This window comes from Streptomyces sp. NPDC006512, assembly GCF_040611935.1.
Lineage (GTDB): Bacteria > Actinomycetota > Actinomycetes > Streptomycetales > Streptomycetaceae > Streptomyces.
Genome location: NZ_JBEXPG010000032.1, coordinates 26,956 through 46,438, shown reverse-complemented (window position 1 = coordinate 46,438; position 19,483 = coordinate 26,956). Strand labels below are relative to the sequence as shown.

The following is a 19,483-nucleotide window of genomic DNA, read 5'->3' as shown; positions in this document are numbered from 1 at the left end:
GCGAAGTCCTTGGGGTGCGGGCGGTCAGGGGGTGGGCACGGCTCCGAGCTGGGACAGGAGGCCGAGGCCGTCCGAGAGCACCCAGTACTCGGCGAGCTTGCCGTCCTGAAGGCGGACGATGGACATGCCCGCGTACCGGACCGGTGTGCCGGGCTCGACGGTCGCCGTGGGGGCGCCGCCGGCGTAGGTACCGGTGACGGTGTAGCCGCCGGCCACGTAGTCGCCGTCCCTCAGGGGGCCGGGGTCGGTCGTGAAGCGCACGTCGTGGAGGAGGCCGCGCACGGCGCGGACCCAGTCGAGCAGCCCGTCGCGGGTGGTGATGCGGTTGGAGTCGGGAAAGCCGAGGTAGCGGGCGAGTTCGGCGCTGTGGACCGTGAACTCGTCGGCGATGAACTCCGGGGTGTCGGCGAAGTCGACGTCGCCGTTCCACAGGTCGACGAACCGCTCGAAGAGGATCTTTCCGAGGTCCGGTTCCGGTGCTGCGGGGTTGCTCATGCCGAGGTCTCCGTCCGGGTCGTGGGCTGGGCCGGGGCCGCCGCGGTGACGCGTACGCCGATGAGGAGGGGCAGGACGGCCAGGGCGCAGAGTCCGCAGAGCACGCCGATGACGGTGAAGGAGAAGCTGCCCTGGAGCAGGGCCGCCGCGATGCTGGTGGCCAGCATCATTCCGGCGTACTGCGCCGAGCCGTTGAGGGCGAGTGCGGTGCCGCGCATCTCCGGGCGCAGCTCGCTGACGAGGGCGTTGAGGGCGGGCTGTCCGACGCCGACGGCGGTGCCCCACAGGATGAACACGACGAGGGTGGGCACGAGGTGATGGCCGATCAGCGGTACGGCGCTCACCCCCGCGGCCGCCACCAGTGCGGCGACGACGAGGACGCGGCGCTTGCCGAGCCGGTCGGCGATCCGTCCGCCGAGGAGGGCGCCCGTCATGCTGCCCGCTCCGGAGCCCATGATCGCGAAGCCGGTCTGGGCCTCGTTGAAGTCGAATCGCTCGGCGAAGAAGATGCCGATGTTGGAGAACATGCCGTAGAGGGCGGCGCTCCACAGCAGGGTCGAGCCGAGCACGCACAGCAGGGCGGGCGTGGTGACGGCCCGCCGGATCATGCCGAGGTACGTCGCCACGGGGTTGCCCGGGGCCAGGTCCTGCGGGGCCTTGGGGGCCACGGCCGGGAGGCGCAGGAGGACCATGAGGTAGACGGCCGCGGCGACGACCGCGACGGCGTAGAACGCGGCGCGCCAGCTCATCAGGTAGGCGAGGTAGGAACCGAGCGGGACGCCGAGCACGGTGGAGCTGAGCAGGCCGGCGACGACGATGCCCATGATCTTGCCGCGCTGCTCGAAGGGGAAGCTCTCGGCGATCATGGCGTAGACGCTCGGCATGATCATGGCGGAGCCGAGGCCGGCGACGGCGCGGCTGACCAGGATCAGGGTGAAGTCGCCGCCGAGGCCCGTGAGCACGTTGGCCAGGGCGAAGATCACCAGGCCGGTGCAGAGGATCCGGCGGCGGCCGAGCCGGTCCGACATGGCGCCGCACAGCGGTGCCACCAGGGCGAAGAGCAGCGCGTAGGCACTGACGAACAGACCGCCGGCGCGGGCGGCGGTGTTCGTGTCGGCCGCGATCTCCGGGATGAGCGGCACGGTGATCATCGAATCGAGTCCGACGAGGAACGCGCTGCACACGGCAACGGCCAGCACACGGCCCGGCAGGGCTGCGGCCGGTGTGGGGGTGGTCATGGGAACTGTCCTTCGGTCGTCTTGCTGGGTTGTCCGGTCAGACCCGGGACGGGGTGTCGTGGGCCGGGTCCTGCGTGGGGGCGGCCTCACGGGTCTTGCGTCGTACGGCGGCCGGCGGGACGACCGCGGTGCCGAGGGCGCGGCAGACCAGGGTCGGTTCCGCCGACGCCTCGGCCCGGGTGGGTCCGAGGTCGTACCGGGCCGCGATGGTCTTGTGCGCGGTGAACTCGACGGTTCTGCGCAGTCGGCCGCGGCCGACGAGCCGTGCGGTGGCTTCGATGAAGTCCCCCGCGTGCACCGGGGCGAGGAACTCGACCCGCTCGTACCCGGTGAGCAGGCCCTCGTCGCCGTCGCTGCGGATGGTGACCTCGGTGACCAGGTCCCCGAACAGCTGCAGCAGCCGGGCGCCGTCGACCAGGCTGCCGCCGTAGTGGGCGTCCTGCTGGCTCATGCGCACCCGAAGGGTGGCGGTGACTTCCTCAGGCATTGCCGTTCCTCGCTTTTCCGATGCCGGCTCGTGGGCGGCCGATCTTCTGTACGGCGATCCGGGTGGCCTCTGCCGCCCGGTCGGGGCCGAGTGCCGCGTCCTCGTGGGCGGCTCCGCCGATCGCCACGGCGATCACGGACTCGTCCTTGTGTGCGATGGAGACCGCGATGGCGCCGATGCCGAGCTCGGCCGCCCGCCGCGCGGCCGCTCCGGCCAGCCGGACGACGGGCGCGGAGCGGTCGTCGCGCAGTACGCGGACGTGGGCGGGGCGGATCCCCTTGCCGAAGCCCGTTCCCAGGACCTTCAGGACGGCTTCCTTGGCGGCGAACCGGCCCGCGAGGAACTCCCGTGCCCGGCTGGGCGAGAGCGACTCGGCGAGCGCCAGTTCCTCCTGGTCGTAGGTGTGCTGCCGGAACCAGCCGCGGGTGTGCAGCCGGTCGAGTTCGCCGATGGCGAGCACGTCGACCCCGATGCGCATGTGCGCGTCCGTTCCTTTCTTCCGGGCGGGCAGGACTTCGTTGACTCGATCTAGGCGGCGGTGAGCAGGGCGAGGTGTCCGCGGCCGGACAGCGGGTCGATGTCGCACAGGACGACCCGCTCGTGGTCGCGCTGCCAGTCCCGCCAGTGGCGGGCCAGGTCGAGCCACACGCTGGTGCAGTAGCTGCCGGGGGCGACCCGGTGGACGTGGGCCCCGGCTCCGAACGTCTGCTCGCCGACCCAGGGGCCCAGGACGAACAGGGTGCCGGTACTGCCGTCCCCGGCGAGGGCCCGCAGCCGGTCGGCGGTCGCTTCCGCGTCGTCGAAGGACTCGACGCCGCCCACCCGCAGGCCCTCGCCGGGTTCCAGTACGAGCAGCGCGCCGGAGTCCACCAGTTCCCCGGAGTCCACCAGGGGGTGCGGCGTCGGCAGCGTGGTCTGTTCCAGTACGGCGAGCACCGCGCGTGCGGACCGGCCGCCGCTCTGGTAGGCGGAGATGATCCGCAGTGCGGTGAACGGGGCCGCCAGGCCCTGTTCGCTGATGCTGAAGCTCTGCGCACCGCCGCCGAGCAGCATGTTGAGGTGTGAGGCGACGGCGGTGAAGGGGTGTACGTCGGGCAGTGCGTGGGTGACGACGACCAGGTCGGCGGCGACGTCGATGTCCTCGCTGCCGACGAGCCGGTCCACGAGGTCCTTGTGGAACACGTTGCGTCCGTCGCGCAGCAACTGCTCGTCCACGGTGGAGCCGAACGGCTCCACCAGGTCGCGGTAGAAGCCGAGGATGGCCGGGTCCTCGTGGAAGGGACCGCCGTCCGGTGAAACGACGAGGGAGGATGCGGCTACGGTCGTCACGTCACTCACCCGCGCCCTGCGGTGCGGGGCTGATCCGGCGCAGGTATCCGGTGAGGGTGCCGATGGACTGGAAGTCGTCCATGTCGAGGTTCTCGGGGTCGATGACGATCTTCATGCTGTCCTCGAGCTCCATCAGCATCTCCATCACGGAGGTGGAGTCCAGGTGCAGGTCCTCGAAGAGGCGGATGTCCTCGGTCAGTCCGGTGACCTCGCGCTCCAGTACCTCGCTGAGCGCGGTCTCGACCTGCGCCACGATGGTGGTGTTGTCCATGGTCGTGCTCCTTGTGGGGATCGTTGCGGGGATGGCTGTGAGTACGGCTGTGGGTATGGCTGGGGGCATGATCAGAACTCGATGAGCCGCTGCTTGCCGAGGAGGTCCTCGACGGTGTCCCGGCTGCGCACCAGGCGGGCGGTGCCGTCGTGGACCATGACCTCGGCGGGGAATCCGTGGCTCAGGAAGAGCCCGGGCGAGGCGGAGGGGCCGTACGCGCCGGACAGTTCGACCCCGATGAGGTCGCCGGCGGCGACGGGGGGCAGTGCCACCCGCTTGCCGATGACGTCGTTGGGCGTGCAGAGCGGTCCCGTGACCGTGTAGGTGCCGGTGGGCTCCTCCGCGTACCGGGTCAGTGAGCGGATGGGGAAGTTGCGCTTGACGAAGCTGCCGACGCCCACCGCGGCCATGTGGTGGTTGGTGCCGCCGTCGGCGACGACGAACTGTTCGCCCATCGACTCCTTCACGAAGAGCGCCCGGGTGACGTAGGTGCCGCAGGGGGCGGTGAGGTAGCGGCCGAGTTCGTTGACGAGCCGGCATCCGGGGTGCCGCTCCAGGAACTCCGAGACGGCGTCGTTGATGCCCGCGGTCAGCGCGGGGAGGTCGAGGCCGGTCTCGTTGTCGAAGTACGGGACGCCGAAGCCGCCGCCGAAGTCGACGGTCCTGAGCTCGATGCCGGTCTCCCGGGACAGCGACTCGGCCGTGGCAAGGATCTCCCGGGTGTTGTGGACCAGGTCCTCGTGGTTGAGGAACCGGGTGCCCATGTAGGCGTGCAGGCCCATGACGTGGACCCGGCGCAGTCCCTTCAGCAGCCGCTGCGCCGCGCGCACTTCGGCCACGTCGATGCCGAACTGGCGGGGCTTGCCGCCCATGGCGAGGCCGGAGCCCTTGGTGCGGAAGTCCGGGTTGACCCGGAGCATCACGGGGAGCCGGTCGCGTCCGGTGGCGACGGCCAGGTCGTCGAGGGCTTCGAGCTCCTCCAGCGACTCGACGACGACGGCGTGCAGATCGGCGGCCACGCACGCTTCCAGTTCGGCGCGGGTCTTGCCCGGCCCGAGGAAGATCGTGTCCTGCGGGGCGATCCCGGCGCGGCGGGCCGTTTCCAGTTCGGCCAGCGAGGAGACCTCGGCTCCCGCACCGAGGGTGCCGAGGAAGCCGATGACGCTGATGTTGGGGTTGGCCTTGAGGGACAGGAAGATGTCGACGCCGGGGTGCATCCGGGTCCGCAGTCCCTGGTAGACGTCGCGCAGCACGTCCGTGTCGTACACGTACAGCGGCGTGCCGAATTCCGCGGCGATCGCGGAGACGGGCAGGCCCTGCACCTGGAATTCGCCGGTGGTGGTCATGCCGTCTCCCCTGTCGGGTCGGTGTCGTCGGTCGGCTGGTGGGTGATCACCATGGCGGCGAAGGTGGCGCCGAGGCCGACCGTGGCGAACAGGTAGTTGCGTCCGGCGGTCAGGCGGCCGGCGTCGCGCAGGGTGGTGTAGTTGAGGAACACGTCCGAGGCGAAGCAGTGGCTGTACCGCTCGACGTTGTCGAGGAAGACCTGGGAGCGGTCGATGCCCAGTTCGCCGATGGTCTGGCGCCACGACTGGAGGTTGACGTTGTGCGGGATGATCAGGTCGATGTCGGGGAGGGTCATCCCCGCCCGTGCCACCGCCTCCCGTACGACCTCGGCGAGCACCGGGGCGTAGAACTTGCTGACCTCCAGCGACTTCTCCTCGTCGAGGAGCATGGCCGCCGAGAACTGGCCCAGGGTGCGGGTGGCGTACGAGCGCACCCGGTCCGGGCCGCGTCCGTCGAGCGTCACCAGGCAGGCCGCACCCGCGTCGCCCATGATGGCGACGTCGGGGATGAGCTGGATCTTCGGTGAGAAGGCCTGCTCGCCGGTGACGACCAGGGCGCAGTCGCCCGGGCCGCCCTCGGCCCTGAGCAGTTCCGCGGCGGTGTCGATCGCGGCCATGCCGCCGGCGCAGTTCTGCTGGCTGAGGGCGAAGGCCTCGGCACCGGCCAGCCCGAGGCGGTCCTTGATCTCCTGGGCGGGGCTGACGTGGGCCGGCGCGACCGCCTGCGTGGTGTGCGCGTACACCACGTACCTGATGCGTTCGCGGACCCGCGGGTCGGCGGTGATGCGGCGGGCCGCCGGCAGGACCACGTCGAAGAGGTCGAGTTCCTGGTCGAAGCGGATCTCCTTGAGCCCGTGGACGCGCTCGAAGAGGCGGAGTTTGGTCCGGCGCAGGCCGAGCCTGTCGGCGAGCTGAGCGATCGGTACGATCCGCTCCGGTGTGAAGGACTCCACGGCCTCCAGGGTCGTGACGGGCGCGGTCATCGCACACACTCCAGGTTCGTCGGGCAGGTGGTCGGGCTGGTCCGGGTCCGCGCGGTGGCCGTCATGCCGCACCTCCCCGGTGGGTCAGTGCCAGGGCGGTGAACGTCGCGCCGGCGCCGACCCCGGCCATCAGGTAGTGGTGTCCGGGGACGAGGCGTCCCGCGTCCCGCAGGGTCGTGTAGTTGACGAACGGGTCGGCGGCGAAGCAGTGGCTGTAGCGGGCGATGTTGTCCAGGAACACCCGGTCCGCGGGGATGCCCAGTTCGGCGATGGTGTTGCGCCAGGCCATCATGTTGACGTTGTGCGGGATGACCAGGTCGATGTCGTCGAGGACGAGTCCGGCCTCCCGCACCGCCGCGCGCATGACGTCGGCGAGGACGGGCGCGTACGCCTTTCCGTACAGCGCGGCCTCCTCCGGCGGCAGGGAGATCAGCTGCGCGAACTCCCCCAGGGTGCGGCTGGCGTGGGAGAGGACGGGGTCTCCGGGCCCCGCCGCGGCGATGAGGCAGGCCGCGGCGCCCTCGCCCATCAGCGCCGTGTTCGGCACCTTCTGGATCAGCGGCGAGTACGGCTTGTCACCGATCACGAGCAGGGTCCGGTCGCCCGGGTCGCCGCCGGCGAGGAGCCGGGCGGCGACCTCGACGGCGCCGAGGCCGCCGGCGCAGTTCTGCTGGCTCAGGGCGAACGCCTCCGCGTGCCGGAGCCCGAGTGCGTCGCGCAGTGCGGCGGCCGTGTCGAACCCGGCGGGGGCGACCTCGTGGATGGCGTGCGCGTAGACCACGAACCGGATCCGGAGCGGGTCGTCGAGGCCCGCCACGGCCTGCCGGGCGGCCGGCAGGAGCAGGTCGAACAGCGAAGCCGCGGGGTCCTGGTGCAGGGTGTGCAGGCCGTGGACCTTGCGGAACAGGGCCAGCTTCGCCCGGCTCAGGCCGAGTTGCTCCGACAGGGCCTCGATGGCGACCCGGCGGTCCGGCAGGTGGCTCTCCACCCGCTCCAGGGTGGCGATCGGAGCGGTCATGACCGGGCCCCGTCCCGGGCCGCGCCGTCGGCGAGGAGCGGGTCCAGCCAGCCGGTGACGGCCTGCGCGGTCGTCCCCGCGTGCTCCGCCAGCATGGTGAAGTGGTCGCCGGGCACGTCCACCGTGGTGTCCGCGAGCGGCCAGCGCGGCCGGTCGTGCGTGGCGGTGCGCTCCGCCGCCCGTACGAGGAGGGTGGGGACGGGCAGCGGCTGCGGCGTCCACCCGTCGAAGAGCTGGATGTACCCGCCCATCGCGATGAGCCGGTCGTCGTCGAGCCACTGGCTGCTGTGCGCGTCCAGCATCTGGTCGGCGACCATGGACAGGTCGCTGATGTCCAGCGGCGCCGCGAGGGTGTCGATCAGTACGACGGACCGCGGGGCCGTTCCCCGCTCGGCCAGCCGCTGGGCGACGGCGTGGGCGATCCAGCCGCCGGTGGAGCGGCCCAGCAGCACCAGCGGCCTGCCGTCGGCGAGCCGGGCCGCGCCGTCGGCGAGTGCGTCGACCAGGGCCGGCAGCGAGGCCGGCAGGGGCTGGTCCGGGGTGAACCCGGGGAGCGGCGGCACCGAGACGGCCCGGCCGACGACGTGCGCGGTGAACTGGTCGTACTCCTGGGGACCCGAGATGGCGATCATCGACGGGAAGCAGACGACGACCGGTTCCCCGGCCGGGCCCGAGGCCTGCGGGAACGACGGCAACTGCTCCGCGTCCTCGAAGCGCGGACGGATCCCGGCCGCCGAGACGAGCAGGTCGATGGCGCGGTCGAGGTGCCCGCCCTCGTGCGCCGCGCGGAAGAGCGAGACCAGGGTGCCTCCGGCCGCGGCGGCCGGGGCGGGGGCGCCCGGTGTGAGGGTGCCCAGCTGGCCGAAGACGTGCTCCGACAGGTCGCCGACGCTGGGGCGGTCGAAGACGACGGTCGCCGGCAGCCGCAGGCCGGTCGCCTGGTTCAGGGCGTTGCGAAGTTCCAGCGAGGTCAGCGAGTCGAAACCGAGGTCCCGGAAGGGGGTTTCGGAGTCGATGGCATCGACGTTGCTGTGGCCGAGGACGGCGGCGACGATGTCCTGCACCGTGTCGGCGACCGCCTTGAGGCGCCGGTCCTCGGGCAGCGCCGCCAGCTTCTCGCGGAGCGACTCGGCCGAGGCCGCCGATCCGGCGGAGGCCGACGGGGAGGTCTGTGCCCCGTTGCCGGCGCGCCGTGCGGCGGTCCTGACGAGTCCCCGCAGCAGCGGCGGCAGGGGCTGCCCCGAGGTGCGCAGGGCCTTGCGGTCGAGCCGTACGGGAACCAGGGCGGCGGCGGGGTCACCGCACGCCGCGTCGAAGAGCGCCATGCCCAGTTCGGCGGAGACGGGCAGGACGCCGTAGCGCTCCATCCGCTTGAGGTCCGCGTCCTGCAGGGTGTCGGCCATGCCTCCGGTGGGCTCCCACACGCCCCAGGCCAGCGCGGTCGCCGCCAGGCCGCGCCGGGCGCGGTGCTGTGCGAGGGCGTCGAGGAAGGCGTTGCCCGCGGCGTAGCTGCCCTGGCCCGGGCTGCCGAGGGTACCGGCGACCGAGGAGAACAGCACGAAGGCTCCCAGGTCCATGTCCTGGGTGAGCTCGTGCAGGTGCAGGGCCGCGTCGACCTTGGGGGCGAGCACCTTGTCGAGGCGCTCGGGGGTCAGCGAGGTCAGGATCCCGTCGTCGAGGACGCCCGCCGTGTGGATGACGGCGGTCAGCGGGTGTTCCGCGGGGACCGTGGCGAGCAGGCCGGCCACGGCCGCGCGGTCGGTGACGTCGCAGGAGACCACGGTCGCGGTGGCGCCGAGTCCGGCCAGTTCGGCGACGAGGTCCTCGGCTCCCGCGGCCTGCGGGCCGCGGCGGCTGACGAGCAGGAGACGTCGTGCTCCGTGCTCCGTCACCAGGTGGCGGGCGAGCAGCGCGCCGAGCCCGCCCGTGCCGCCGGTCATCAGGACGGTGCCCTGCCAGGCGGCGGGGCCGGTGTCGGCGGCCCGTACGGTCTTGGTCTTCAGCCGGGGTGTCAGCAGCCCGCCGTCGCGCACGGCGAGTTGGGCCTCACCGGTGGCGAGGGCCGCGGACAGGGCGGGGTCGTCGGGGCCGGCGGGGCCGGGCTGGTCGTGGTCGATCAGGACGAAGCGTCCGGGAGCCTCGGACTGCGCCGAGCGGACCAGCCCCCACACGGGAGCGGCGGCCAGGTCGGTGACGTCCTCCTCGGGGCCGGCCGCGACGGCCCGGCGGGTGACGAGGGCGAGCCGGGCGGGGGTTTCCGGCCCCCGGTCGAGCCACTGCTGCAGCAGGGCCAGTACCCCGCCGGTGGTGGTCCGGACCGCGGCGGCGAGGTCGTCCGCGGCGGTGGAGACGCAGTCGACGACCGCGGTCGTGGCGCCGACGGTGTCGCCGGCGAGCGCATCGAGCAGTTCCGCCGGGGAGGCGAAGTACTGGACGCCCTCCTCGCCCGCGGGGGCCGCGGCGGCGGGTACGGCCGTCCAGTCGACCTGGAACAGTGCGTCGTTGAAGGTGCGGCGGTCCCCGCCGATCCGGTCCCCGGCGACCTGCCGGGAGACGAAGGAGTCCACCGAGGCGACGGCGTTGCCCTCCTGGTCGGCGACGGTGAGGGCGATCGCGTCGGGGTTCTCGCGGGAGAACCGCACGCGCAGCGAGTCGGCGCCGACGGCGTGCAGGCGTACGCCGTTCCAGGAGAACGGGAGCCGTCCCTCGGCCGCGCCACTGCGGACCGCGTCCCAGGCCAGGGCGTGCAGGGCCGCGTCGAGGAGGGCGGGGTGCAGGCCGAAGGCGCCCGCCTCGGCCTGCTGTTCCGCGGACAGGGCGACTTCGGCGAACAGCTCGTCGCCGCGCTCCCACACGGCGCGCAGGGCCTGGAAGGCCGGTCCGTACGCGAAGCCGGTGTCGGCCAGCCGGTCGTACAGACCGTCCAGCTCCACCTCGGTGGCGTCGTGCGGGGGCCAGTCCGCCAGTCCCTCGGGGGTGCCCGCGGCGTGGGAGGGGGCCAGCCAGCCGGCGGCGTGCCGGGTCCAGCCGTTGTCGTCCGGCCCGTCGTCGGGCAGGGAGTGGAGTACGACCGGGCGGCGGCCGTCCTCCTCGGGCGCGCCGACGGTGAGCTGGAGACGGACGGCGCCCTGTGCGGGGAGCACCAGCGGCTCCTGGAGGGTCAGTTCCTCCACGAGGTCGCAGCCGACGTGGGCGGCGGCCCGGGTGGCCAGTTCCAGCAGTGCGGTGCCGGGCACCAGGACCGTGTCGTGGACGACGTGGTCGGCGAGCCACGGGTGGGACTGCCGGGACAGCCTGCCGGTGAACACCACGCTGTCGTCGGCGGCGAGGTGCGTGACGGCTCCGAGCAGCGGGTGTTCGGCGGAGCTGAGGCCGACGGAGGCGATGTCGCCCGCGGTGGTGGGTTCGTCCAGCCAGTACCGCTCGCGCTGGAAGGCGTACGTCGGCAGGTCGACGCGGCGCCCTCCGAGACCGTCGAGGACCGCCTCCCAGTCGGGGGCGAAGCCGTGGACGAAGAGCTCGGCGAGGGCGGTCAGGGCCGCCGCGGGCTCGGTGCGGCCGCGCCGCAGGAGCGGTACGACCAGTGCCTGGCGCTCGTCGCCGAGGCAGGCCTTGACCAGGCCGGACAGGGTTCCGTCCGGGCCGATCTCCACGAAGGTGCGCACGCGCTCCGCGTAGAGGGTCTCGACGGCGTCGCCGAAGCGGACGGGGCGGCGCACGTGCTCGGCCCAGTAGCCGGGGCGGCACAGCTCTTCGGCGGTGGCGAGTTCGCCGGTCACGTCGGAGACCAGCGGGATCCGGGGAGCGGAGAAGGAGAGTCCGGCCACGAGCGCGGCGAACTCGTCCAGCATGCCGTCCATGTGGGGGGAGTGGAAGGCATGGCTGACCGGGAGGTCCTTGGTCCTGCGGCCCTGCTCGCGGAACCGCGCCGCGATCTCCGCGACGGCGTCCGCGTCGCCGGACAGGACGACGGACCGCGGGCCGTTGAGCGCGGCGATCGACACCTGCTCCTCACGGCCGGCGAGGGCGGCCAGCGCCTCCTCCTCGGTCGCCTGGACGGCGGTCATCGCGCCCCCGCCGGGCAGTGCCTGCATGAGGCGGCCACGGGCGGCGACCAGCTCGGCCGCGTCCGTCAGCGACAGGACCCCGGCGACGTGGGCGGCGGCGATCTCGCCGATGGAGTGTCCGGTGACGTAGTCGGGGCGGATGCCCCAGGACTCGGCGAGCCGGTACAGCGCGACCTCGACGGCGAAGAGGGCCGGCTGGGTGAACTCGGTCCGGTTCAGGAGCCGTTCGGGATCCTCGTCGGCGAAGAGGACCTTGGTCAGCGGTACGTCGAGGTGCGGGTCGAGGGCGTCGCACGCGGCGTCGAAGGCCTTGGCGAACACGGGGTGGGCGGCGTGGAGCTCCAGGCCCATCCGCAGTCGCTGGCTCCCCTGGCCGGTGAACAGGAAGGCGGTGCGGCCGGTGTTGCGGGTGGTGCCGCGGACGACGTGGGCGGCGGATGCCCCGGCCGCGACGGCTTCCACGCCGCGCGAGAGTTCGGCGGGGTCGCTGCCGATGACGACCGCGCGGTGCTCCATCGGCGTGCGGGCCGTGGCGAGGGTGAGCGCGGCGTCCGCGGTGTGCTGGGCCGTGAGCGCCGTGTGCAGCTTGGCCGCCTGGCCGCGCAGGGCGTCGGCGCTGCGGGCCGAGAGGATCCACGGCACCAGCGCGCCGTCGACGGGCTCGGGCGCGGGGGCGGTCTCGTACGTCGCCGGTTCCTCGATGATGACGTGGGCGTTCGTGCCGCTGATGCCGAACGAGGAGACGCCGGCTCGGCGCGGGCGGTCCGCCCGGGGCCACGGCACCGGTTCGGTCAGCAGCCGTACGTCGCCGCTCTCCCAGTCCACGTGCGAGCTCGGCGCGTCGACGTGGAGGGTCTTGGGCAGCCGCCCGTGCTCCATCGCCTTGATCATCTTGATGATGCCGCCGATGCCCGCCGCGGACTGCGTGTGCCCCACGTTCGACTTCAGGGAACCCAGCCACAGGGGGGTTCCCCCGCGTCCCTGTCCGTACGTCGCCAGCAGCGCCTGGGCCTCGATCGGGTCGCCGAGCTTGGTGCCCGTGCCGTGTCCCTCGACGGCGTCCACGTCGGCGGAGGTGAGGCCGGCGGAGCTCAGGGCCTCGCGGATCAGCTTCTCCTGGGAGGGGCCGTGCGGGGCGGTGAGGCCGTTGCTGGCGCCGTCCTGGTTGACGGCGGAGCCCCGGATGACGGCGAGGACGCGGTGGCCGTTGCGGCGGGCGTCGGAGAGTCGCTCGACGATCAGCGTTCCGGCGCCTTCGGCCCACGCGGTGCCGTCGGCGCCCTCCGCGTACGACTTGGCCCGTCCGTCGGGGGCGAGTCCGCGCTGGCGGCTGAACTCGGTGAAGGAGAACGACGTCGCCATCAGCATCACGCCGCTGACGACGGCGAGCGAGCACTCGTCGCGGTGCAGCGACTGCCCCGCGAGGTGGAGGGCCACGAGCGAGGAGGAGCAGGCGGTGTTGACGGTGACGGCCGGGCCGTCGAAGCCGTAGGTGTAGGAGATGCGGCCGGAGGCGACGCTGCCGGCGCTGCCCACGCCGAGGTAGCCGTCGATGCCCTCGATCGGCGTCTTGAGGAAGCGCAGGCCGTACTCGTCGCACATGATGCCCACGAACACGCCGGTGTCGCTGCCGCGCATGTCGTCGGCGACGATCCCGGCGTCCTCGAACGCCTCCCACGTGGTCTCCAGGAGGAGGCGCTGCTGCGGGTCGATCGTGAGGGCCTCGCGGGGCGAGATCCCGAAGAAGGCCGGGTCGAACTCGGACGCGTCGTGCAGGAACCCGCCGGCCCGGACGTAGGTCTTGCCCACGCGTGCCGGGTCGGGGTCGTAGACGTTGTCGAGGTCCCAGCCGCGGTCGGTGGGGAAGCCGGTGATCGCGTCCCGGCCTTCGTCGACCAGCTTCCACAGTTCGTCGGGCGTGTTCACGTCGCCGGGGAAGCGGCAGCTCATGCCCACGATCGCGAGGGGTTCGCGGGCGCGGTCCTCGACCTCGCGCAGGCGGGCTTCGGCCTGGTTCAGTTCGGCGGTGGTGCGTTTGAGGTACTGGAGCAACTTGGCTTCGTCGGACATGCTCTTCATCTCTCTGCTCGGCGTGGGGGCGGGCTGACGCGTCGGGCGGTGACGGGTCATCCGGTGTGCTCGGCCGGGCCGAGCCTGCTGTCGAGGTAGGCGAACAGTTCCGCGGCGGAGGCCTCTTCGAGCTGTTCCTGGGCCGGGGCCGGTGCCGGGGCGAGGCGTTTGGCCAGGCTGCCGAGGCGGTCGGCCAGCTCGGCGCGGAGGGCTTCGCGGCCGGGCCCGGCGAGGGCGGGCGCGAGCTCTTCCAGCCGGGCGAGGGCGTCGAACGGGTCCGCGGAGCCGGTGGCGGGCGTGGTCCCGTCCAGCTGTGACCACAGCCGGCCGGCCAGGGCCAGGGGGGTCGGGAAGTCGAAGGTCAGCGTGGAGGACAGCCTCAGGCCGGTCTCCTCCTCCAGGGAGTTGCGCAGTGCGACGGCGCCGAGGGATCCGAGACCGAGGGAGAGGAAGGTCTGGGTACCGGCGGCGTCACCCACTTCCGCGTCCTCCACGAGTTCGGCCACCAGTTCCAGGACCCGCTCCAGCAGTACGGTGCGGGCCGCTTCCGGGCCGAGGTCCGCCAGGCGGGCGGGCAGCGCCGCGGCCGACTGCGCGGTACCGGCCCCGGTGCCGGCCACCGCGCCGAGCTGGGCGTAGAGGTCGAGCTGGTCGTCGCTGAGCCAGTACTCGGCGATCCGGCCGTCCTCGAAGCGGAGGATGTCCACTCCGCGGAAGGTGACCTCGGTGCCCGGGTCGGCCGTCGCGGTCGCGGGCCGGCCACCGGTCCACGTACCGCGGAAGACCCAGCGGCCGATGGCGTAGTCGCCCACGAAGAAGGGGCCGAGCTCGCCGGTGATGGCGGCGTCCTCGTCGTAGCCGGACCGGAAGGCCGCTATCCAGGCGGCGATCTGCGGGCCGTCGCCCAGCGTCGCGGGATCGGGCATGCCGAACTCGGGGATGTTGACCCGCATGGTCCGGGAGACGTAGTCGTCGGCGATGGCGTAGTCGCCGTTCCAGAGCCGGTTCCAGGCGTCCCAGAGTTCCTGGGGCGAGTGGTGCGTGCCGGTCGTGCGGCTCATCGCGCGGCTCCTTCGAGCTGGTTCCCGGCGGTCCCGTTGCCGTGGTCCGGCAGGTCCTCGCCCGCCAGTTGCCGGAGCACCGCCTCGGAGAGGCCGTGCCCGTTGACCTTTTCCATCTGCTCCACGATCTCGGGTGACAGGAACTCCTCGACCGTCATGAGGCGGGAGCCGAAGGTGTGGAAGTGGGCGGCCATCGCGAGGTCGCGGGCGGCGGCCGAGAAGGAGAACTCCTCGATCTCGTTGAACGGGCGGGCCGTCGCGAAGTCCGCGATCAGGTGGTGGTGCGGCCCGGTCTCGGCGGCGTGGTGGGCGGCGTACTCCGCCAGGGCCGTGTCGACGGCGGCGTCGGTACCCACCAGGGCGGGGGCGCTGCGCGACACCAGCCAGTGGGCGGACTGCATGGCCCAGGCGCAGCCCACGGCCGCCAGGGGGTCGCTCGCCAGGGCCGCGTCGCCGATCAGCGCGTATCCGGCGCCGGCCGGCTCGCGGGAGACGAGGGGGTAGTTCACCGTTCCGATGATCTTGGAGATGCGTTCGGCGCCGTCGATGTCCGGGGCTTCGGGCAGGGAGCGCACGAAGTTCAGGTACGCGCCTTCCAGGTCCGCCTTGAACTCGTCCAGGCGCGGCTTGGAGACCACGGCCGCGATGACGGTGACGTCGTCCTCCATCGGCATGACGTACGCGTTGTCCGGTTCGAGGTAGTAGACGCGGGCGGCGTCGCCGGCCTGCCGGGCGAGGCCCTTGAAGTAGGCGAAGTAGCTGAAGCGGCCGTTCTCGGTCGTCTCGGTCCGGGCTCCGGCGAGGCGGGCGACCGTCGACTCCTTGCCGTCCGCGCCGACGACGAGCCGGGCGCGCAGCGAGAAGGTCCCGTCCCCGGTGGTGCCCGCGGCGCCGACGACACGGCCGTCCTCGACGAGGAGTTCGTTCACCGTGTGGCCCAGCATCAGGTCGACGCCCTCGGTGCCGGCGGCCAGGCGCCGCAGCAGCGGGTCGAGGGTCTGCCGGCGCACGCTGTAGCCGTGTGCGCCGTCCGCCTCGTGCGGCGGCTTGATCCAGCCCCAACGGGTCCAGTAGTGCGCGGTGTTGGGGATGGCTCCGGCCTCCTCCAGCGCCTTGTCCAGGCCGGTCGCGACCATGACGGGGTACGCGGACGCCTGGATGTAGTGGGTGCACAGCACCTTGTGGGCGTCCATGTCGGAGCGGCGTTCCAGCAGGGCCACCCGGGCCCCTTGCCGTGCGTAGAGGATGGCCGCGGTGCATCCGGCGACGCTGGCTCCGTTGATGATCACGTCGTATGCGTTGCTGCTCACTGCTTCGAATTTCCTTTCGATCCGGCTCGGGGCGCACGCGCCCGCCGGGAAGGAGAGATGGAGACGCCGGCAGAACTGCTCCGGCGTGGCCCGGCCTTGCGGCTACAGGGCTTCGAGGACGGCGCACGACCAGGTGAAGCCGCCGCCTCCGCCGAGCACCAGGGCGAGGTCGCCGGACTTCAGCGCGCCGGACGCGGCGATGTGCTCGACGTTGGCCAGCAGGTCGCCGGCGCCGAGGTGGCCGCTGGATTCGCGCAGGGCGAGCACCTCCGCCCGCACGGCGCCGTCCAGCACGGGGCGGTACATGAGGTCGAGGACGCTGTCGCTCAGCCTGGGCAGCGCCACGCGCACGATGCGGGGGTCGCCCGCCTCGACGCCGGCGTCGGACAGGGCGAGCCCGAGGGCCCGCTCCACGCACCGCGCGGCCGCGCGCCGGAACTCCTCCATGCCGCCGTGGATTTCGAGGTAGGCCTTCTTGGGGCGCTTGACGTCGATGCGGCCGCCGCCGTGGGCGAGGGGGACGGCGCCGAAGGGGTCGCGCCCCCGGTACATCTCCTCGAAGGAGGCGTCCGTGGCGAAGGCCAGCGAGCGCAGGAGCAGGGCCCCCGGGCGCTCGTCCGGCTGCCGGCGGCGCAGCAGCGCCGCCGTACCCGCGTCGCCGTACACCACTCCGTAGTCGGCGGACCAGCGGTCGAATCCGGGTAGGCAGAACCGGTCCGCCGTGGTGACGAGGGCCGATTCGGCGCCGGGGTCCGCGATCAGCTTCTCCGCCGCGATCCCGAGGGCGGCCGCCCCGGAGTTGGACATCTGCTGCACCCCGACCGGCAGGGCCGAGCCCGCGCCGATCTGGTGGGCCACGTAGTGGGCGGGCGACCAGAAGTCGTGCCCCTGGTGGTACGTCCAGCCATGGGCGACCAGGCCGATGCGGGCGGGATCCCACCCGGTGTCGGCGAGGACCCGGCCCGCGGCCCGGACGGCCATCTCGGGCGCCGCGAGGTCCTTCGAGACCGGCACCTCCGTGAGTGCCAGGCCCTCGGCATCACCGGCCGTCAACCGGCCGGCGGCAATCATCTCGCTCACGTATTCCCGGTCGCCGGGAATCCACGTGGCAACGTCCAATACCAATAACTGCGCTAACTTCACCGAACCCTCTCCCCCGTTGTCGATGGCGGTGAGATTGGCAACCCAGAGGATTGTTTCAGCCACCATCGATCTTCGTTCCAGACCCTGCCAACCGGCCGACGGATCTGTCAAGGCGAGTTTCGCGGGTCGTCACCTTCCCCCGGGAAGCGACGCCGGGTCGCCGCCGGGGCACCCCCGGGAGGGGCCCGAAGCGGAGCGTTCACCGTTTGCACCGGACCCCCGGCACCACTGCACGTACCGGGGGTCGCAGGCTGGTAACGGAATGGGTTCGACCACATTCGGGTAAACAGCTGGTCAAAACCTTGAGGGGGGTGAACCGCCCCTCCTGCCCGTCCCACGGCGTGGCGGAGCACCGCTCGAAGATCGCTGGAGGGCCTTCGCGGGCGCAAGCCCCCGCCGCCCGCTCCGGGGGTCGCCGCCCGCCGTCGATCCCTTGCCGGGCCGCTCGATTGTGAAATGAAGATTGCCTCTTTGTTTCATCGGGGCAGCCGGGAGGAAACCGTGGAAAAACGAGTGGCGGTACCACGCGAGACGGACGAACGGCGGCCCCGAGATCCGCCCCGGCGGGTCCCGCGAACGGATATCCCTTTCTCATTGCCGACGACCGCGATTCCCCGCCCTCCGGGAGAACCGGGACGGGCCCCCTGGTGCGGGCACGCTGCTACCGTGCCCGCCGTGGACCTCTTCTCACGCTGCTGGACAGCGCTGCGCACGACGGTCGCCGCACTCCGGGACGAGGACTTCGCACGGCCGTCCGGCTGCACCGGCTGGCTCGTCCGGGACCTGGTGTGCCATCTCGTCATCGACGCCCAGGACGTACTGATCACCCTCGTGACCCCCGCCGAAACGGCCCCGACCCGTGACGCGGTGACCTACTGGCAGGTCTCCCGGACCCCGCCGAGCGGTGACGACCCGCTCGACGCGCTCGTCGTCCGGCTGGCGGCCGCGTACGAGGACCCGGGGCTGCTCCGGTTCCACCTGGACGACGTCGGCTCGGCCGCCGGCCGCGCCGCCCGGCTCGCCGACCCCGCCCTCCCGGTCGGTACGCAGGACATGGTCCTCCTCGCGGGCGACTACCTCCACGCGTACGTCCTGGAGTGGACGCTGCACCACCTCGACCTGGTCGCGCACCTGCCGGACGCGGCAGGACCGCCCGCCGAGGGCCTGGCCGGGGCGCGCGCGTTGCTCGAAGGGATCGCCGGGACCGCGTTCCCCGCGTCGTTCTCCGACACGGACGCCCTCCTCGTCGGCACCGGCCGGCGCGCCCCGACGGACGCGGAGACGGCCGAACTGGGCGGGCTCGCCGACGGACTCCCCTTCGTTCTCGGTTGAACGGGCCCGCCGCCCGGCCACGTGTCCGGGAGGCGGCTCCGGCCGCACCGCCCCCTCCCCGTCTACGGGTGCGTGCGGGTCTCCGTCGGTGTCGCCACGTGGTGGAAGGACCAGGAGTGGAGGGACTCCAGACGCACCGTCCGCTCGCGCGGGCCGTGGGGGGAGGTCAGGTACGGGGCGCAGTCCTCGAGCGAGACGAGGTGGGCGACGTAGCCGCCGGGCGTGCGGGGCATGCGGTGGGCCCGGACGCGCACGAGGCCGGCTGCCGACGGGTACGGGTCCCCGGGCCGGTCCTGGAGGCCGGCGGCGGCGGCCGGTTCGACGAGTGACGGCAGTCGGTGCGGGGGCGCGATGACCTCGGTGAAGGTGTGCCAGCCCATTTCGAGCATGCGCCGGGGTGCGGTACCGGCGGCCCGACGGCCGGGCACGGTACGGGGGTCGATGTCGCGGCAGACGAGCACCGCGAGCCGGGGTATGCGGGCCGGGGCGCCCGCGGTGTTCCGTTCCCAGTACGGGCCGGCGCCGTGCAGGACGACCTGCGGTGCGACGGTGCTGAAGTCGCCGCTGCTCCCCTCACGGGGCGTCACCTCGTGGATCGCCGCGGGTCCCGTCCCGTACGGCGCACTGCCGGTCGCGGTTGCCTCGTCGACGCTCATCGCGCACCAGCTCCTTCCTCGGAGTCGGCCCGGCGGCCTGCCGGGCCCGGATGGAGCCAGCGTCACCCCTCGCAACCCCGGGCGCCGACCGCTCCGGTGGCCGCGGGGCCGTCTCATTTCGGCTCCGGTGCCCTGACCGGAACTAGACTCGCGCGGTGTGGAGCTCGTGGAGCGGCTGGTGCCCGATGAGATGTGGAACCTGTTCCAGCGGGTCGTGCCCCGCCCGCCCCAACGCCGCCAGGGCGGTGGGCGGCGCCGCTACGGGGACCGTGAAGTCCTGGCCGCGATCGTGTTCGTGACCACCTCGGGCTGCACGTGGCGCCAGCTCCCGCCCTCCTTCGGACCGTCCGGCCCGACCGCGCACCGGCGGTTCACCGAATGGACCCGCGCCCGGGTCTGGCCCAGGCTGCGTCACCTCCTGCACAAGGAGGAACGCGAGCGGGAGCTCCGCCGGTGGCAGCGCACCGTCATCCGGAACCTGGCCCGGCGGACCCCCCGGCCACCGGGCCGGTCCGACGGGACGGGCGACAGGGGCCGGTCCGACGGGCCCGGCCAAATGAGACGCGCCCCCAGGCCCGGCGAACCGCGCGGACTCGGGCCCGCGGGGCCCGGCCGGCCGGCCGGACACGGCTCCTCCCGCTCGCCCGTCCGGGGGAGGCGCGGCGAGCCGGGCGGCC

15 protein-coding genes and 1 pseudogene are annotated in these 19,483 nt (G+C 72.8%); 2 read left to right on the top strand and 14 right to left on the bottom strand.

What is annotated here, in order from left to right:
- Positions 1–24 precede the first annotated feature (24 nt).
- The 13 genes from ABZZ17_RS22735 to ABZZ17_RS22675 all read right to left on the bottom strand — a co-directional run bounded on the left by ABZZ17_RS22735 (position 25) and on the right by ABZZ17_RS22675 (position 16,746).
- A complete protein-coding gene (locus ABZZ17_RS22735) occupies positions 25–495 on the bottom strand; it encodes a nuclear transport factor 2 family protein (RefSeq protein WP_356878126.1) in 471 nt (156 codons plus the stop codon).
- Positions 492–1,733 (bottom strand): MFS transporter, encoded by a 1,242-nt coding sequence (locus ABZZ17_RS22730; RefSeq protein WP_356878125.1) that lies wholly within the window; start codon positions 1,731–1,733, stop codon positions 492–494. The genes ABZZ17_RS22735 and ABZZ17_RS22730 overlap by 4 nt, the downstream gene beginning before the upstream one ends.
- A gap of 37 nt (positions 1,734–1,770) precedes the next feature.
- Complete coding sequence (locus ABZZ17_RS22725; protein ID WP_356878124.1) at positions 1,771–2,220, bottom strand: 3-aminobutyryl-CoA ammonia lyase; 450 nt, start codon at positions 2,218–2,220, stop codon at positions 1,771–1,773.
- Complete coding sequence (gene acpS, locus ABZZ17_RS22720) at positions 2,213–2,698, bottom strand: holo-ACP synthase (RefSeq protein ID WP_356878123.1); 486 nt, start codon at positions 2,696–2,698, stop codon at positions 2,213–2,215. The genes ABZZ17_RS22725 and acpS overlap by 8 nt, the downstream gene beginning before the upstream one ends.
- A 50-nt stretch (positions 2,699–2,748) precedes the next feature.
- Entirely contained in the window at positions 2,749–3,549 is an 801-nt protein-coding gene (locus ABZZ17_RS22715) for a hypothetical protein (RefSeq protein ID WP_356878122.1), read from the bottom strand.
- A gap of 1 nt (position 3,550) precedes the next feature.
- Entirely contained in the window at positions 3,551–3,820 is a 270-nt protein-coding gene (locus tag ABZZ17_RS22710) for a phosphopantetheine-binding protein (RefSeq protein ID WP_356878121.1), read from the bottom strand.
- 71 nt (positions 3,821–3,891) lie between these two features.
- The gene (locus ABZZ17_RS22705; protein WP_356878120.1) at positions 3,892–5,166 is read right to left on the bottom strand and encodes a type III PLP-dependent enzyme; all 1,275 of its coding nucleotides are present in this window, start codon (positions 5,164–5,166) and stop codon (positions 3,892–3,894) included.
- On the bottom strand, positions 5,163–6,149 hold the full coding sequence (locus tag ABZZ17_RS22700) for a ketoacyl-ACP synthase III family protein (protein ID WP_356878119.1): 987 nt from the start codon (positions 6,147–6,149) through the stop codon (positions 5,163–5,165). The genes ABZZ17_RS22705 and ABZZ17_RS22700 overlap by 4 nt, the downstream gene beginning before the upstream one ends.
- A gap of 61 nt (positions 6,150–6,210) precedes the next feature.
- On the bottom strand, positions 6,211–7,167 hold the full coding sequence (locus ABZZ17_RS22695; protein ID WP_356878118.1) for a 3-oxoacyl-[acyl-carrier-protein] synthase III C-terminal domain-containing protein: 957 nt from the start codon (positions 7,165–7,167) through the stop codon (positions 6,211–6,213).
- Positions 7,164–13,304 (bottom strand): type I polyketide synthase, encoded by a 6,141-nt coding sequence (locus tag ABZZ17_RS22690; protein WP_356878117.1) that lies wholly within the window; start codon positions 13,302–13,304, stop codon positions 7,164–7,166. The genes ABZZ17_RS22695 and ABZZ17_RS22690 overlap by 4 nt, the downstream gene beginning before the upstream one ends.
- Before the next feature lie 56 nt (positions 13,305–13,360).
- Positions 13,361–14,365, bottom strand: coding sequence for an ester cyclase (locus ABZZ17_RS22685; protein ID WP_356878116.1), 1,005 nt, complete (start codon positions 14,363–14,365; stop codon positions 13,361–13,363).
- Positions 14,362–15,675: an NAD(P)/FAD-dependent oxidoreductase gene (locus ABZZ17_RS22680; RefSeq protein WP_356878115.1), complete on the bottom strand. Its 1,314-nt coding sequence runs from the start codon at positions 15,673–15,675 to the stop codon at positions 14,362–14,364. The genes ABZZ17_RS22685 and ABZZ17_RS22680 overlap by 4 nt, the downstream gene beginning before the upstream one ends.
- 102 nt (positions 15,676–15,777) lie before the next feature.
- Entirely contained in the window at positions 15,778–16,746 is a 969-nt protein-coding gene (locus ABZZ17_RS22675; protein WP_356878171.1) for a 3-oxoacyl-[acyl-carrier-protein] synthase III C-terminal domain-containing protein, read from the bottom strand.
- 747 nt (positions 16,747–17,493) lie between these two features.
- Between ABZZ17_RS22675 and ABZZ17_RS22670 the strand changes: the two genes are divergently transcribed.
- Positions 17,494–18,150, top strand: coding sequence for a maleylpyruvate isomerase N-terminal domain-containing protein (locus ABZZ17_RS22670; protein WP_356878114.1), 657 nt, complete (start codon positions 17,494–17,496; stop codon positions 18,148–18,150).
- 62 nt (positions 18,151–18,212) lie between these two features.
- Here the strand turns inward: ABZZ17_RS22670 and ABZZ17_RS22665 are convergent, their stop codons facing one another.
- Positions 18,213–18,806 (bottom strand): hypothetical protein, encoded by a 594-nt coding sequence (locus ABZZ17_RS22665; protein ID WP_356878113.1) that lies wholly within the window; start codon positions 18,804–18,806, stop codon positions 18,213–18,215.
- Positions 18,807–18,996: 190 nt separating this feature from the next.
- Between ABZZ17_RS22665 and ABZZ17_RS22660 the strand changes: the two are divergent.
- A pseudogene (locus ABZZ17_RS22660) lies at positions 18,997–19,227 on the top strand (transposase); the annotation flags it as partial.
- Positions 19,228–19,483 lie beyond the last annotated feature (256 nt).

Bases quoted from the DNA above. Each gene is read 5' to 3' on its own strand.
- ABZZ17_RS22735 (WP_356878126.1), bottom strand. From the start codon at position 495: ATGAGCAACCCCGCAGCACCGGAACCGGACCTCGGAAAGATCCTCTTC.
- ABZZ17_RS22730 (WP_356878125.1), bottom strand. From the start codon at position 1,733: ATGACCACCCCCACACCGGCCGCAGCCCTGCCGGGCCGTGTGCTGGCC.
- ABZZ17_RS22725 (WP_356878124.1), bottom strand. From the start codon at position 2,220: ATGCCTGAGGAAGTCACCGCCACCCTTCGGGTGCGCATGAGCCAGCAG.
- acpS (WP_356878123.1), bottom strand. From the start codon at position 2,698: ATGCGCATCGGGGTCGACGTGCTCGCCATCGGCGAACTCGACCGGCTG.
- ABZZ17_RS22710 (WP_356878121.1), bottom strand. From the start codon at position 3,820: ATGGACAACACCACCATCGTGGCGCAGGTCGAGACCGCGCTCAGCGAG.
- ABZZ17_RS22705 (WP_356878120.1), bottom strand. From the start codon at position 5,166: ATGACCACCACCGGCGAATTCCAGGTGCAGGGCCTGCCCGTCTCCGCG.
- ABZZ17_RS22700 (WP_356878119.1), bottom strand. From the start codon at position 6,149: ATGACCGCGCCCGTCACGACCCTGGAGGCCGTGGAGTCCTTCACACCG.
- ABZZ17_RS22695 (WP_356878118.1), bottom strand. From the start codon at position 7,167: ATGACCGCTCCGATCGCCACCCTGGAGCGGGTGGAGAGCCACCTGCCG.
- ABZZ17_RS22690 (WP_356878117.1), bottom strand. From the start codon at position 13,304: ATGTCCGACGAAGCCAAGTTGCTCCAGTACCTCAAACGCACCACCGCC.
- ABZZ17_RS22685 (WP_356878116.1), bottom strand. From the start codon at position 14,365: ATGAGCCGCACGACCGGCACGCACCACTCGCCCCAGGAACTCTGGGAC.
- ABZZ17_RS22675 (WP_356878171.1), bottom strand. From the start codon at position 16,746: ATGATTGCCGCCGGCCGGTTGACGGCCGGTGATGCCGAGGGCCTGGCA.
- ABZZ17_RS22665 (WP_356878113.1), bottom strand. From the start codon at position 18,806: ATGAGCGTCGACGAGGCAACCGCGACCGGCAGTGCGCCGTACGGGACG.